Origin of the sequence: Micromonospora sp. NPDC049801 (assembly GCF_040656575.1) — a bacterium.
In the GTDB taxonomy this organism is placed as follows: Bacteria; Actinomycetota; Actinomycetes; order Mycobacteriales; family Micromonosporaceae; genus Micromonospora.
In genome coordinates this window covers 299,983-313,917 of the sequence record NZ_JBFAMS010000007.1, presented here as the reverse complement: position 1 = coordinate 313,917, position 13,935 = coordinate 299,983, and the positions used below count along the sequence as shown (strand labels likewise).

Genomic DNA, 13,935 nt, shown 5'->3' with positions numbered 1-13,935 from the left:
ACAGGGTAGCGGTGAGTGGTAAACGGGCACGACGAGAACGGGACACGCCGCCTCCAATGTCGCGGTGGACAGGGATCGCGGGGCCGGCTCGCCGAAGACCGTCCCAGATGGAGCCGGTGGGGACGCCGTGCCAGGGCGTCCACGCCGGCATTTTGTCGAATCGCTGAACAAATTAGTTCTGCTGCATCGATGTCCGGCAAGATGCCGGCGGGTAACGGTTCTGCAACGGCGGGCGACATTCCGAACAGGACAGGAGAAAGCACCCCGATCGATACGCCGCCTCGGGTCGATGACCCACCCTTGGCAGCGGAGGCCGAACTGTCGTACGGTGACACGCAAGTAACCCACGGGAGCCCGGTGTACCGGGCTGAGAGGGGGGCTGACAGCCCCCGACCGTCGAACCTGATCCGGGTAATGCCGGCGCAGGGAGGAGCGTTGCCGTGCCGTCCCTTGGACGACTGCATCTGATCACCGACACCCGACCCGGGCGCGATCCCCTCACCGTGGTCCGGGCCGCCCTCGCGGCGGCCCACGCCGACCTCGTCGTGCAGGTCCGGGTCCAGGACTCCGCCACCGACCGCGAGGCGTACGACCTGGCCGCCCGGGTGCTCGCGCTGTGCGCGCCGTACGGGGCGACGTGCCTGATCAACGACCGACTGCACGTGGCGCTGGCGGTCGACGCCGCCGGTGGACACGTCGGCGCCGACGACCTGCCGGTCGCCGCGGCCCGGCACGTGCTCGGCCCCACCGGCGTGCTGGGCGTCACCGCCCGCGAGCCGCGCGGCGCGGTCGAGGCGGTCGTCGCCGGGGCCACCTACCTCGGCGTCGGCCCGTGCCACGCCACCAGCACCAAGTCCGGCCTGCCCGACCCCATCGGGGCAGTCGGGGTACGCGACGTCGTCGACGCCGTCGACGTGCCGGTCATCGCGATCGGGGGAGTGACCGCCGACCGGGTGCCGGCGCTGCGCGCCGCCGGGGCGTACGGGGTGGCCGTGGTCGGGGCGGTCTCCTCGGCCGCCGATCCGGGACGGGCTACCACCGACCTGCTGCGGGCGCTGGCGTGACCCGCGCCGACGTGGCGGTGGTGGGCGCGGGCCCGATCGGGCTGGCGATCGCGTGGCGCTGTGCCACCCGTGGCCTGCGCGTCGAGGTGCACGACCCGACGCCCGGGTCGGGGGCGTCGGCCGTCGCCGCCGGGATGCTCTCCCCGGTCGCCGAGGCGTACTTCGGGGAACGGCGACTGACCGAGCTGCTGGTGGCCTCCGCCGCGCGTTGGCCCGCGTTCGCCGCCGAACTGACCGACGCCAGCGACGCCACGATCGGCTACCGGACCGAGGGCACCCTGATGGTCGGGCTGACCGGCGACGACCTGGCCGAGGCCCGCCGGCTGTGGGCGTACCAACAGGGTCTGGATCTGCCGGTGACGGCGCTGCGCCCCACTGAGCTGCGCGACCGCGAGCCGGCGCTCGCGCCCCGGGTTCGCGGCGGCGCGTTCGCGCCCACCGACCACCAGGTCGATCCCCGGCGGCTGGTGCCGGCGCTGCGCACGGCCGCGCGGCGGGCCGGCGCGGCGTTCGTGCCGCGGCCGGTCCGGCGATTGTCCGAGGTGGAGGCCGGAGTCACGGTGGTCGCGGCCGGTTGCGGCGCCGCCGCCCTCACCGGCCTGCCGGTTCGGCCGGTGAAGGGCCAGATCCTCCGGCTGCGCGCGCCCGGCGGCGTCGCGCCGGGCTTCCGGCACGTGATCCGGGGGTACGCCGACGGCGAGCACGTCTACCTGGTGCCCCGCACCGACGGCGAGGTGGTGCTCGGCGCGACGGTCGAGGAGCGGTCGGACACCACCGTCACCGCCGGCGCGGTGCAGCGGCTGCTGCGCGCCGGGGTCGACCTGCTGCCCGAACTGACCGAGTACGACCTGGTGGAGGCCGTCGCCGGGCTGCGGCCCGGTACCCCGGACAACGCGCCGATCCTCGGGCCGCTGCCCGGCCGGCCGGACGTGCTGGCCGCCACCGGGCACCACCGGCACGGCATCGTCCTGACCCCGGTCACCGCCGAGGCGATCACCGAACTGGTGCTCACCGGAACGCCCGACCCGCTGCTCACCGGCTTCGGCGCCGACCGGTTCGCCGGCCCGAGAAGCAGTTTCGAGGAGGAGTGATGGAGCTGACGGTGAACGGAGCCGGGCGCAGCGTCCCCGGCGGTGTGTCGGTGGCCGACCTGGTCCAAGACGTCGCGCCGCACCAGCGTGGCGTCGCGGTCGCGGTCAACGGCGAGGTGGTGCCCCGGGCCGGCTGGCCGGCCACGGAGCTGCGCGACGGCGACCAGGTCGAGGTGCTCACCGCCGCGCAGGGCGGGTGAGCGGCGTGCCGTTCGAACTGGGTGGGGAGAGGTTCGGCTCGCGGTTGATCCTCGGCACCGGCGGGGCCGCGAACCTGCACGTGCTGGAGCAGGCGATCCGGGCGTCCGGCACGGAACTCGTCACGCTGGCACTGCGCCGGGTGGACACCGCCCCGGGCACCGGAGGCGGGCTGCTGGACCTGCTGGACCGGTGCGGCGTACGGCTGCTGCCGAACACGGCCGGCTGCCACACCGCGGCCGAGGCGGTGAAGGTGGCCCGGCTGGCGCGCGACGCGTTCGATACCGACTGGGTGAAGCTGGAGGTGATCGGCGACGAGCGGACGCTGCTGCCCGACGGGGTGGAGCTGCTCCGCGCCGCCGAGGAACTCGTCGCCGACGGTTTCACGGTGCTGCCGTACACCAGCGACGACCCGGTGCTCGCCCGCCGCCTCGCCGACGTGGGCTGCGCCGCGGTGATGCCCGCCGGGGCGCCGATCGGCTCGGGACTCGGCATCGGCAACCCGCACCACATCCGGCTGATCCGGCAGAGCGTGGACGTGCCGGTGATCCTCGACGCCGGCATCGGCACCGCCTCCGACGCGGCGCTCGCCATGGAGCTGGGCTGCGACGCCGTCCTGCTGGCCAGCGCGGTCACCCGGGCCGCCGACCCGGTGGCGATGGCGACGGCGATGCGGTACGCCGTCGAGGCCGGCCGCCTGGCGGCGGGCGCGGGCCGGATCGCCCGGCGCTTCCACGCCCTCGCGTCCACCCCCGACGAGGGAAGACCGAACCTGTGACGGGGTCGCCGCCGGCCGGGGTGGTCCTGTTGACCGATCGGCTGGTCGCCAGGAGCGGTCTCGAACGGGTCGTGGCGGGGGCGGTCGCCGGGGGAGTGCGCTGGGTCGTGCTGCGGGAGAAGGACCTGCCCCGCGCCGAGCGCGCCGCCCTCGCCGTCGAGCTACGCGCGATCCTCGCCGACGCCGGCGGGACCCTCATCGTGGCCGGCCCCGACCCGCTGGGCGGCGACGTCGTCCACCTGCCGGCCGCCGGCCCGTACCCGCCGCCACGCCACGGTCTGGTCGGCCGCTCCTGCCACAACGAGACCGAACTGAACCGCCTCACCACCGAGCACTACGCCACCCTCTCCCCGATCTGGCCCACCACCACCAAACCCGGCTACGGCCCACCCCTACAAGCAACGGGCCTGCGAAAGCTGATCGAGATCAGCCCGGTGCCCCTGTTGGCGCTGGGTGGCATCGAAACCCCGGAACAGGTAACCGCCTGCGTGCAGGCAGGAGCCGCCGGAGTGGCAGTACTCGGCGCACTCATGCGCGCAAGAAACCCCGAAGAGGCAGCGGCAAACCTGACCAGCGCCTTCGAAGAGGCGGTCACCCAGAAGGTCCTAAAAGGCCGGCACGGGCGCACGGAGGTCCCCCGGTCAGGGCTGCGGCCGACCGTGCCCACGCAGGGATCAAGCCTGACCGCCCGGAGTGGGCACGGTCGGCCGCCGCCCCAAACCGCGACCACGAAGGAAAGCCAGTGACCCCGAAAACCACGCTAACCATCGCCGGCTCCGACTCCGGCGGTGGCGCGGGCATCCAGGCGGACCTCAAGGTCTTCGCGGCGCTCGGCGCGTACGGCACGAGTGTCCTCACGGCGGTGACCGCGCAGAACACCCGGGGTGTCGACGCCGTCCTGCCGTTGCCACCGCGCACGGTCGCGGAGCAGTTGGACAGCGTGCTCGCCGACTTCACCGTGGGCGCGGTCAAGACGGGGATGCTCGGCACCCCGGCCGTCGCCGACGTGGTGGCTCAGGCGGCCCGGGACGGTCGGTTGCCCCAGCTCGTCGTCGATCCGGTGCTGGTCGCGACGAGCGGTCACCGGCTGGGCGTGGTGGGCGCGGTGGAGCGGCTGCTTCCGTACGCCCGGGTGGCGACGCCGAACTGCGCGGAGGCCGCGGCCATCACCGGACGTGGCGTGGACGACGTGGCGGGGATGGTCGTGGCCGCCGAGGCGCTTGCGGCCGGCGGCCCGGAGTACGTGGTGGTCACCGGCGGCGACGTCGCTGGGGACGAGGCGGTCGACGTGCTGTGCGGCGCTGGCGTCACCACTCTGCTGCGCGGTCCCCGGGTGGACACCCGGCACACCCATGGCACCGGCTGTTCGTTCTCGGCGGCCGTCGCCGTGCGGCTGGCGCTGGGGGATCCGGTGCCGGCGGCGGTGCAGGTCGCCAAGGAGTACGTGTTCCGCGCGCTGACCGGCGGGCGGGGCTGGGAGCTGGGCACGGGGCGCGGGCCGCTGGATCACTTCGGCTGGTCCGCCTGATCACCAGGGAGGTTGTCATGCAGGCACGAGGCAAGGTGTACGTCGAGGGGTCGCGGCCGGATGTGCGGGTGCCGTTCGCGGAGGTGACGCTGACCGGTGACCATCCGCCGGTACGGCTTTACGACACGTCCGGCCCGGGGTCGGACCCGGCGGTGGGGTTGCCGGCGCTGCGTGGTCCGTGGATCGCCGAGCGCGGTGACGTGGCCCCGGTGCGGGGCGCGGGCACGCCGCTGGCCGGCGCGGAGGGTCGTCGGCCCACGCAGTTCGCGTACGCGCGGGCGGGTGTGGTGACGCCGGAGATGGAGTTCGTGGCGATCCGGGAGAACGTCGACCCGGAGCTGGTCCGGACCGAGATCGCCGCCGGTCGGGCGGTGCTGCCGCTGAACGTGAACCACCCGGAGTGCGAGCCGGCGATCATCGGTAAGGCGTTCCTGGTCAAGGTGAACGCCAACATCGGCACGTCGGCGGTCAGCTCGTCGGTGGCCGAGGAGGTGGAGAAGCTGACCTGGGCGACCCGGTGGGGCGCGGACACCGTGATGGACCTGTCCACGGGCAAGCGGATCCACGAGACCCGTGAGGCGATCGTGCGCAACTCCCCGGTGCCGATCGGGACGGTGCCGATCTATCAGGCGTTGGAGAAGGTCGGCGGCGACCCGGTGAAGTTGAGCTGGGAGGTGTTCGCCGAGACCGTCATCGAGCAGGCCGAGCAGGGCGTGGACTACATGACGGTGCACGCCGGGGTGCTGCTGCCGTACGTGCCGCTGGCCGTGGACCGGGTGACCGGGATCGTCTCCCGGGGCGGCTCGATCATGGCGGCCTGGTGCCTGGCGCACCACGAGGAGAACTTCCTGTACACCAACTTCGCGGAGCTGTGCGCGATCCTCGCGCGCTACGACGTGACGTTCTCGCTCGGTGACGGGCTGCGGCCCGGTTCGATCGCGGACGCCAACGACGAGGCGCAGTTCGCCGAGCTGCGCACCCTCGGTGAGCTGACGAAGGTCGCCTGGGAGCACGACGTGCAGGTGATGATCGAGGGCCCGGGTCACGTGCCGATGCACAAGATCAAGGAGAACGTGGACCTCCAGCAGGAGTGGTGCCACGAGGCGCCCTTCTACACGCTCGGTCCACTGACCACCGACATCGCGCCCGCGTACGACCACATCACCTCGGCGATCGGCGCGGCGATGATCGGCATGTTCGGGACCGCCATGCTCTGCTACGTCACCCCGAAGGAGCACCTCGGCCTGCCGGACCGGGACGACGTGAAGGCCGGCGTGATCGCGTACAAGATCGCCGCCCATGCTGCCGACCTGGCCAAGGGGCACCCCGGCGCGCAGGCGTGGGACGACGCGCTGTCGAAGGCACGGTTCGAGTTCCGCTGGGAGGACCAGTTCAACCTCTCGCTGGACCCGGAGACCGCTCGGTCGTACCACGACGCGACGCTGCCGGCCGAGCCCGCGAAGACCGCCCACTTCTGCTCGATGTGCGGCCCGAAGTTCTGCTCCATGAAGATCACCCAGGAGCTGAAGGAGTACGCCGCCCGCGGCATGAAGGACAAGTCGGAGGAGTTCGTCTCCGGCGGCGGGAAGGTCTACCTGCCCCTGGCCTGACGGTTTGGCGCGGTCGACCCCGAGTTCCGGGAAGTCGGGGCGTCCTGGCCGGCAGGAAGGCCCGAATTCACGGAACCCGGGGTCGGTCGGTTCAGTCGCGGTGGTGGCGGCCGGTGGAGCGCAGCGAGCGACGGCCGCTCTCCTGCTCGGGCTCGTTGTCGGTGACCGGCTTGCTCAGGCCGGCGACCCAGTCGACGAACTCCTCGTCCTGCGAGGGCAGCGGCTCCGCCGCATCGGGCGCGGGCCGGCTCTCCTCGTCGGCCCGCACCCGGTTACGCCGGAACAGCCCGCCGAGCCGCCCTCGCCGGGAGGACCGCCCGTCGTCCGTGGACGTCCGCGCGGGGTCGTTCGCCGGCTCGGCCCTGCCGGCGGTGGTGGACGCGTCGCCCTGCTCCGGTACGACCGGAGTGATCGACGGCGGCACGATGGACCTCGCCAGGGCGGCCATCGCCCTGGCCTGGTCGGTCGTACCGGCGGGGGTCTGGACCGGCGTGCTGACAGCAGGTCCGGCGGTGCCGGCCTCGGCCGCGCTGGTGTTCTGGTCCGGCGTACCGGTGCTCTGATCCGATGCTCTGGTGCGGCGGGTGGTGTCGAAGGCGTCCCAGGTGGGCACCCGGCTCAGGTCGGGCAGGGGTGCCCGGTGCCGGAAGCGGGGCGTCCAGTCGGTCGACTCCTCGGCGCTCACGGGCGCATCCGCCGGTTCCGGGTCGGTCGACGTCGTGTTCCACGACGGGGTGGCCGACCAGGCCGGCGCTGCCGGCGTCCACCGGTCGGCCCCCGCGTCGCCCGCAGTCGGCTCGCCGAACAGCGAAGCGCCGGTGCCACCCTCCGCCGTCGCCGGTCCGGTGCGGCGGCCCGCCCCGGGCTCCGCGACCGGGATGGAGCCGTCGGCGGGCAGGACCGCACCCTCTTCGGCGGCCAGGGCGTCGGGTTCCGCTCCAGCGGTCCGTGCCGCTTCGCCGGGCTCGACGCCTTCACCCTCGGGGGAGGGGCGCGGCGCGTCCTGGCCGAGCGGCTGGTCGGCGCTTGTCACGTCGGCGCCCTTGCCGGCGCGGGCCGTCCGCTTGGCGCGTCCGCCGGTCGTCGCTTCGGTGCTCGTACCGGTGGGCGCCGCTCCGGCGGTTGCCGTCGCGTTGGTGTTCGTCCCGGTGGCCGCTGCCGTGCCGTCCTCGGCCGCGGTCGTCGAGGTGGCGGTCGTCGAGGTGGCGGCCGGTACGGACTTCGGCTTGCGTGAGCGACGCGGCTTGGGCGCGGACACGTCGGCGGCGCTGCCCGCGTCGGCGGCGCTGCCCGCGTCGGCGGCGCTGTCCGTGTCGGCGGCGCTGTCCGTGCTCGTGGTGCCGGCGACCTCCACGACCTGCGGACCCGTGCTCGGCCCAGCCACGTCCACGACCTGCGGGCCTGTGCTCGGCGTGCCGGCATCGGCCACGACCTGCGGATTCGTGCCCTGCGTGCTCGGGGTGCCGGAATTGGTCGCGACCGGCTCGCCGGTGTCGCCCGCGCTCGGCGTGCCCGCGCCGCCCCTGGCCCGCGTGCCTGCCCTACGGGCGACCGGAGTGACGGTGGCGCCCGCAAGCGGAGTGCTCGTGTCACCGGAGCCGTCCGTGCCGACCGGGGCTTCCATGTCGGGCGGCGCTTGCGTGGCGCTGATCGTCGTGCGGTCGCTGCCCGGCTTGTCCCAGCCGGTCGTCGCGCTGTCTGTCGCGCCGTCGCCGCCCGCGTCGGGCGTCGGGCTGACGGCTGCCGATGCGGGCGTGGTGGGCGTCGGGCTGACGGCTGCCGATGCGGGCGTGGTGGGCGTCGGGCTGACGGCTGCCGATGCGGGCGTGGTGGACGTCGCAGCGGTACGGGCCGGGTCGGCGGCACCGCCGGTCGCGTCCTCGTCGCGGCTCGACGGCTGCCGCCCGGCGGTGAACTCGCCGGTCGGGTCGGTCAGCCAGGAGGCGCGGGCCGGTGTGCGGTCGTGCCGTGCGCCGGTGGCGAACGGGTCCGGAGTCGCGGCGTCCGCTGCCGACCCGGCGGCGTCGGACCGCTGGCGGGGGCCGGCGGGTCGAGGGGTCTCGCCCGCGCGCGTCGCGTCGGCGGGGACCGGGCCGTGCTGGCCGCTCACCGTGGCAGACGGCCAGTCCCAGTGGGCGGGGACGGTGCGTACACCGGTGGTGTCGTCACCGGCACGCGGACCCGCAGCCGTCTCGACCAGCTGTCGGCCGGCGGGCCCGGGGTGGTCCTCGGCCTGGTCCGCCGGCGTCGCCTGGTCACCGCCCGGCAGCGTCGGGCCGGTGGGCAGCGGACGCAGGATGTCGGTGGGCGCGATCGCCTCGGAGTCGGCGGCGCGGACGCCGACGGGCCAGCGCAGCAGGGCGGCCGCCGCAGCCCCGAGGGCGCCGGCGAGGACGGCGATCAGCGCGCCGTAGTAGGGGGTCGTCTGGTAGCGGTCGACGGCGTCGCCGGGGCCGGCGGTCAGGTAGGCGAACGCCACCAGCACCGGACCCGCCACCCCGGTCGCCGCGCTGATCAGCGGTATCTGGCCGCGCCACCGGGCCAGTCCGGCGGTCGCCGCGCCCGCGAGCAACGCCACCAGGGGCAGCACGAGCAGCGCCAGGCGCTGCGCGGCCGCGTCGTTGAGCCAGTTCGGTTCGAGTACGCCGAGTCGGACCGTGGGCAGCGGGCCGGACGTGCCGAGCGACGGCAGAACGGAGACCAGCGCCAGCAGCCAGATCGTCCCGGCAACGGCCGCCATGTTCCAGCCCAGCACCGGCCGGAGCAGTACGGCGATGGCCGCGCCCGCTCCGATGACCGCGCCGAGGATGGCGCAGATGCCGACCGCCCAGACCGGGTCCACCGAGATCAACTCGGCGGCTCGGGCGGGCTGCATACAGAGCGGGGCGACGGCGGTGGCGCCGAGCGCGGCAGCGCCAGCGATGGCGAGGTGCCGGCCGGTGCTGGCCGGCGGGGTGTCCCGGCGGGCCAGTCGTCCGGTCAGGACGGCGCCGGCCACGGCGGCGTTCGCGGCGAACCAGCCCACCCAGACGAGCTGGGCCGGCCACTGGTTTACCGTCGAGCCGGTGAAGGCGCCGGTGAGCCGGACGATGCCGAAGCCGTACGCGACGCCGAGTTGGCCGGCTCCGGCCAGCACACTCACCCCGAGCGCCGTGAGCAGCAGTCTGCCCCAGGTCCGATAGGCCATGTCGGGCACGTTACGCACCTGGTACACCCGATCGCCACCGGCGCGCCGCGCGGCGCGCCGGGGCACGCCGGGCGGGTCTACTTGAGTTCGACCAGTCGGGCCAGGTATGTCGTGTCCCCGACATTGGTGAGCATGTGTACCGCGCCGGGGTCGCGATAGACGACACCGCCGGTGGGCTCGTCGGCGTCGATCCGGGTCCCGTCGATCGTCTGCACGACGTTCTTCGCGCCCTGGATCGCCACCACCAGGTAGGGGTGGTCGTGCCGGTGCAGGGGCTGACGCTCACCCGGTTCGAGCCGGATGTGCCAGACCCGGACCCGGTCGTTCTCGTACACGACCTCCTGGCCCACGGGCCCGAGTTCGGTGCCGTCGATCACGTCGGTCATCGTCCACCGTCCAGTTGGGGAAGCACCTCGGCGGCGATCAGCTCGAGGTGGTCGAGGTCGTCGAGATCGGTGAGGCGCAGGTGCACCCGGCTCGCGCCGATCTCGGCGAACTCGCCGATCCGCTGCACCAGCTCTGCCGGCGAGCCGACCACCGGGTCCTCCGGCGGCAGCGCGCTCTTCTCGTGCAGGGGCGCGGCCCGTCGGGCGGCCTCCGCGTCGGTACGCCCGATGGCCACCACGATGCCGGCGGAGAGCACCAGCGGCGCTCGCCCGGTCTCGGCCCGACCGGTACGGTCGCACGCCTCCCGAACGCGGTCGTACGCCCCGGCGGTCTCGGCCACGGACTTGAACGGCATGTTGAACTCGTCGGCGTACCGGGCGGCCAGCTCGGGGGTCCGCTTGGGACCGCGGCCGCCCACGATGATCGGCGGACCGGGCACCTGCGCCGGCTTGGGCAGCGCGGGCGCGTCCACCAGCCGGTAGTGGTCACCGGTGAAGCTGTACGTCTCGCCCACCGGGGTGGACCACAGCCCGGTGATCACCTCAAGCTGCTCGGCCAGCCGGTCGAAGCGTTCGCCGACGGCCGGGAACGGGATGCCGTACGACGTGTGCTCGCGCTGGTACCAGCCGGCGCCGATGCCGAGGTCGACCCGGCCGCCGCTCATCTGGTCGACCTGCGCGACCAGCACGGCGAGGGGGCCGGGCAGGCGGAAGGTGGCCGACGTCACCAGGGTGCCGAGCCGGATCCGTTCGGTCTCCCGGGCCAGCGCGGCGAGGGTCAGCCAGGCGTCCGTCGGGCCGGGCAGGCCCGGGTCGTCGCCCATCGACTGGTAGTGGTCGGCCCGCAGGAATCCCTCGAAGCCACCGGCCTCGGCCAGTCGGGCGAACCGGAGCTGGGTGTCGTAGTCGGCACCCCGGTGCGGCTCGGTGAACACCGACACCCGCATGGTCATCGTCCCTCCGCGCCGGCCGTGGCCGGCTGGTCGCGTTCCATCAACAGTTCGTGCAGGTCGGCGCTGACCCGGGCGACGTCGGCGAGGTGGGCGTTGCGGCCCAGGGTGCGTGGACGGGGAATGGCCACCTCGACCACCTTGCGGATCCGGCCGGGCCGGGGGCTCAGCACGATCACCCGGTCGGCGAGCAGCACCGCCTCGTCGATCGAGTGGGTGACGAAGACGATGGTGGGCTTGTTCTCCATGTGCACGCGCTGGAGTTCGCCGGACAGCTCCTCGCGGGTGAGCGCGTCGAGCGCGGAGAACGGCTCGTCCATCAGCATCACCCGGGGTTCGCCGATCAGCGACCGGCACAGCGACACCCGCTGCTGCATGCCGCCGGAGAGTTCGTGCGGCAGCCGCTTCTCGAACCCGGCCAGGCCGGCCACGTCGAGCAGTTGCCGGGCCCGCTCGCGGTGCTTGGCGCGACTCCAGCCGAAGATCTCCACCGGCAGCAGGACGTTGTCCAGCACGCTGCGCCAGGGCAGCAGCGCCGGCTTCTGGAACAGCATGGCGATGTCGCGGCGGGGTCGCGTGATCGGCGTACCGGCCACAGTGATCTCGCCGGAGGTCAGCGGGAGCAGCCCGGCGATCAGCCGCAGCAGGGTGGACTTGCCGCAGCCCGAGCGCCCGAGGACGGCGACGAACTCGCCCTCGGCGACGTCGAGGTCGATGCCGCGTAGGGCTTCGACCTGGCCGGACCGGCCTTCGAAGGTACGCGACACCCCGGACAGTCGGATCATCTGCGGCGGACCTCCGCTGAGTGGACGGTCAGGAATCCGACAAAGGCTAGCCGCCCTGTTGACATGTCGCACCGTCCGGGGTCGTCGTCAGGTTGTTTCCGATCCGCAACCCGGTACGCCTGGCGTCGCAACTGTGGGTTTCTCGTACGCTGTGCCCGCGAAGAGTCCCCTCACGATGGCGGTGCCCGGCTTGCCCCTCCCGCCGGTACCGCCGCGACAACCCCCTCCGGTGGCCTGCGGCCCCGGTCGGAAAGGACATGGTGCTACTGATGAGAAGGCTGACCCGTACGGTCGCTACGGCCGCGCTGGCCACTGCCCTCGCCCTCGTCTCCGCCTGCAGCAGCGGGTCGGACTCGTCCGACGACGCCAAGGGTGGCAAAGACGGAGCACTGGAGAAGGTGACCTACCTCACCTCCTTCGGCAACTTCGGCCGTGACTCCTACGCCTGGGTGGCGAAGGACAAGGGCTTCTTCAAGGAGGCCGGCTTCGACGTCGAGATCAAGGCCGGCCAGGGCACCGGCGGCGTGATCCAGACGGTCGTCGGCGGTCAGGCGGACTTCGGGCCGATCGACCTCACCGGTGGTCTGCTCCAGCTCGGCAACGGTCAGGCGAAGGACTTCACCGCCGTGGCCGCGATCCAGCAGCGCACGATGGCGGGCATCGCCACCGTCGAGGGCAAGAACATCAACTCGCCCAAGGACCTGGAGGGCAAGAAGCTCGCCGACACCCCCGGCTCCGTGGTGCGCAACCTGTTCCCGACGTACGCCCGGCTCGCCGGTGTGGACGCCAGCAAGGTGACCTGGGTCAACGGTGAGGCGCAGGCGCTGATCGGCACGCTGGCCTCCGGCTCGGTGGACGGCATCGGCCAGTTCGTCGTCGGTCAGCCGACGATCGAGGCGGTGTCCAAGAAGAAGGCCGTCATGCTGCCGTACAGCAACGTGATGCAGGACCTCTACGGCAACGTGCTGATCACCTCCAGCAAGATCGCCAAGGAGAAGCCCGAGATGGTGAAGCGGTTCACCGCAGCGCTGCTCAAGGGCCTCGAGTACAGCCTGGCGAACTCCAAGGAGGCCGGCGAGATCCTGAAGAAGAACGTCGACGCCGCCAACCCGGTGGCCGCCGCCGCCGAGCTGGACCTGATGGCCGCGTACGTGCGCTCCGGCAACTCCGGCACCGCGATCGGCACGCTGGACAGCGGCCGGGTGGCGAAGAGCATCGCGATCCTGCAGGGCGCGGGCGCGCTCAAGCAGAACATCACCCCCGAGCAGATCATCGACTTCAGCCTCGCGCCGAAGGCCTGATCGTCCGGTCGTCACCAGGGGGTACGTTCCACCGGTCTCCGGTGGGGCGTACCCCCCGTCGCTTGTCGGCCCTCGGGGCCGGCGAATCCTGTCGGCCCTTGCGGGGCCGGCGAACAACGAGGAGGACAAGATGACCGACGTCCGCTCAGCCGAGCCGGCGATGACGGGGCCCGCACCCTCGGGCGCCGGCCGCCAGGCGCGTCGGGCGGGTCGGGGCGCCGGCCTGCGCGCGGGGACCGGGGCGGCGCTGTTGCCCGCGGCCGGTCTCGTGGTCGCCCTGGCCGTGTGGTGGCTGGTCGCCCGGCTGGAGCTGGTCCACCCGGCCGCCCTGCCGCCGCCGGGGGACGTGCTCAGCGCGTTCGTCGACAAGCCCGCCCAGATGCTGGAGCACACCTGGGCCACCCTGCTGGAGATCCTGATCGGGTTCGTCCTGTCGGCCGCCGCCGGTGTCCTGATCGGACTCTCCCTGGCCAGCTCCCACACGGTCGAGCGGATGTTCACGCCGCTGCTGGTCGCGGTGAACGCCGTGCCGAAGATCACCCTGGGCCCGCTGCTGGTGGTGGCGCTGGGCTGGGGGCAGAAGCCGATCCTGACCATGGTGTTCCTGCTCTGCTTCTTCCCCATCGTGCTGTCCACCGCGACGGGGTTGACCACCACGCCGGCCGACCTGGCCGAGCTGGTCCGGTCCTGGAACGCCTCCCGTTGGCAGGCGTTCCGCAAGGTGCGGTTCCCGGCGGCGCTGCCGCAGATCTTCGTCGGGCTCAAGGTGGCCATGCCGCTGGCGGCCATCGGCGCGGTGATCGGCGAGTTCCAGGCCGGGGAGAAGGGCCTGGGCTACGTGATCACCCAGTACGCGGGCGTCGGCGACACCGCCACCGCCTGGGCGGCGATCATGCTGGTGGCGCTGGTCAGCATCCTGCTCTACTCCGCGCTCGTGCTCGTCGAGCGGATCGCGCTGCCCTGGGTACGAGAGACCACCAGCAGCCGCTGACCCGGTGAGGCGGGAGGCCAGGGTAGATCTTGGGCAGCCCGGCACGGTCGTCTACCAGTCACAACT

Annotated in this window: 13 protein-coding genes and 1 riboswitch; of the genes, 9 read left to right on the top strand and 4 right to left on the bottom strand. The window is 73.1% G+C overall.

Going from position 1 to position 13,935, the window contains the following annotated elements; translation table 11 throughout:
* Positions 1-336 precede the first annotated feature (336 nt).
* Positions 337-446: riboswitch (TPP riboswitch) on the top strand.
* The 7 genes from thiE to thiC all read left to right on the top strand — a co-directional run bounded on the left by thiE (position 441) and on the right by thiC (position 6,269).
* On the top strand, positions 441-1,064 hold the full coding sequence (gene thiE / locus AB0I89_RS15990) for a thiamine phosphate synthase (RefSeq protein WP_357126475.1): 624 nt from the start codon (positions 441-443) through the stop codon (positions 1,062-1,064). It overlaps the preceding riboswitch by 6 nt.
* Positions 1,061-2,155, top strand: coding sequence for a glycine oxidase ThiO (gene thiO / locus AB0I89_RS15985; RefSeq protein ID WP_357126472.1), 1,095 nt, complete (start codon positions 1,061-1,063; stop codon positions 2,153-2,155). Before thiE ends, thiO begins: the two co-directional genes overlap by 4 nt.
* Complete coding sequence (thiS, locus tag AB0I89_RS15980; RefSeq protein ID WP_357126469.1) at positions 2,155-2,355, top strand: sulfur carrier protein ThiS; 201 nt, start codon at positions 2,155-2,157, stop codon at positions 2,353-2,355. The genes thiO and thiS overlap by 1 nt, the downstream gene beginning before the upstream one ends.
* Positions 2,352-3,131, top strand: coding sequence for a thiazole synthase (locus tag AB0I89_RS15975; RefSeq protein ID WP_357126466.1), 780 nt, complete (start codon positions 2,352-2,354; stop codon positions 3,129-3,131). The genes thiS and AB0I89_RS15975 overlap by 4 nt, the downstream gene beginning before the upstream one ends.
* The gene (locus AB0I89_RS15970) at positions 3,128-3,877 is read left to right on the top strand and encodes a thiamine phosphate synthase (RefSeq protein ID WP_357126463.1); all 750 of its coding nucleotides are present in this window, start codon (positions 3,128-3,130) and stop codon (positions 3,875-3,877) included. The genes AB0I89_RS15975 and AB0I89_RS15970 overlap by 4 nt, the downstream gene beginning before the upstream one ends.
* The gene (gene thiD / locus AB0I89_RS15965) at positions 3,874-4,659 is read left to right on the top strand and encodes a bifunctional hydroxymethylpyrimidine kinase/phosphomethylpyrimidine kinase (protein WP_357126460.1); all 786 of its coding nucleotides are present in this window, start codon (positions 3,874-3,876) and stop codon (positions 4,657-4,659) included. The genes AB0I89_RS15970 and thiD overlap by 4 nt, the downstream gene beginning before the upstream one ends.
* A gap of 17 nt (positions 4,660-4,676) precedes the next feature.
* The gene (gene thiC, locus AB0I89_RS15960; RefSeq protein ID WP_357126457.1) at positions 4,677-6,269 is read left to right on the top strand and encodes a phosphomethylpyrimidine synthase ThiC; all 1,593 of its coding nucleotides are present in this window, start codon (positions 4,677-4,679) and stop codon (positions 6,267-6,269) included.
* A gap of 91 nt (positions 6,270-6,360) precedes the next feature.
* On the opposite strand, the gene AB0I89_RS15955 is transcribed toward thiC, so the two are convergent.
* The 4 genes from AB0I89_RS15955 to AB0I89_RS15940 form a co-directional block, all read right to left on the bottom strand.
* On the bottom strand, positions 6,361-9,456 hold the full coding sequence (locus AB0I89_RS15955) for a hypothetical protein (protein WP_357126454.1): 3,096 nt from the start codon (positions 9,454-9,456) through the stop codon (positions 6,361-6,363).
* Positions 9,457-9,533: 77 nt separating this feature from the next.
* Positions 9,534-9,842, bottom strand: a complete 309-nt coding sequence (locus tag AB0I89_RS15950) for a cupin (protein ID WP_355050737.1) — start codon at positions 9,840-9,842, stop codon at positions 9,534-9,536.
* Positions 9,839-10,789, bottom strand: a complete 951-nt coding sequence (locus AB0I89_RS15945) for an LLM class F420-dependent oxidoreductase (RefSeq protein WP_357126598.1) — start codon at positions 10,787-10,789, stop codon at positions 9,839-9,841. Before AB0I89_RS15945 ends, AB0I89_RS15950 begins: the two co-directional genes overlap by 4 nt.
* A gap of 2 nt (positions 10,790-10,791) precedes the next feature.
* Positions 10,792-11,577 carry an ABC transporter ATP-binding protein gene (locus tag AB0I89_RS15940; protein WP_357126451.1) on the bottom strand — a complete coding sequence of 262 codons (786 nt, stop codon included), beginning with the start codon at positions 11,575-11,577 and terminating at the stop codon, positions 10,792-10,794.
* 269 nt (positions 11,578-11,846) lie between these two features.
* Between AB0I89_RS15940 and AB0I89_RS15935 the strand changes: the two genes are divergently transcribed.
* Positions 11,847-12,878 (top strand): ABC transporter substrate-binding protein, encoded by a 1,032-nt coding sequence (locus AB0I89_RS15935; RefSeq protein WP_355050735.1) that lies wholly within the window; start codon positions 11,847-11,849, stop codon positions 12,876-12,878.
* Between the two features lie 130 nt (positions 12,879-13,008).
* Positions 13,009-13,869, top strand: coding sequence for an ABC transporter permease (locus AB0I89_RS15930; protein ID WP_357126447.1), 861 nt, complete (start codon positions 13,009-13,011; stop codon positions 13,867-13,869).
* The last annotated feature ends 66 nt before the right edge of the window (positions 13,870-13,935 follow it).

Bases quoted from the DNA above. Each gene is read 5' to 3' on its own strand.
- AB0I89_RS15935 (WP_355050735.1), top strand. From the start codon at position 11,847: ATGAGAAGGCTGACCCGTACGGTCGCTACGGCCGCGCTGGCCACTGCC.
- AB0I89_RS15940 (WP_357126451.1), bottom strand. From the start codon at position 11,577: ATGATCCGACTGTCCGGGGTGTCGCGTACCTTCGAAGGCCGGTCCGGC.
- thiC (WP_357126457.1), top strand. From the start codon at position 4,677: ATGCAGGCACGAGGCAAGGTGTACGTCGAGGGGTCGCGGCCGGATGTG.
- AB0I89_RS15955 (WP_357126454.1), bottom strand. From the start codon at position 9,456: ATGGCCTATCGGACCTGGGGCAGACTGCTGCTCACGGCGCTCGGGGTG.
- AB0I89_RS15945 (WP_357126598.1), bottom strand. From the start codon at position 10,789: ATGCGGGTGTCGGTGTTCACCGAGCCGCACCGGGGTGCCGACTACGAC.
- thiS (WP_357126469.1), top strand. From the start codon at position 2,155: ATGGAGCTGACGGTGAACGGAGCCGGGCGCAGCGTCCCCGGCGGTGTG.
- AB0I89_RS15930 (WP_357126447.1), top strand. From the start codon at position 13,009: ATGACCGACGTCCGCTCAGCCGAGCCGGCGATGACGGGGCCCGCACCC.
- AB0I89_RS15950 (WP_355050737.1), bottom strand. From the start codon at position 9,842: ATGACCGACGTGATCGACGGCACCGAACTCGGGCCCGTGGGCCAGGAG.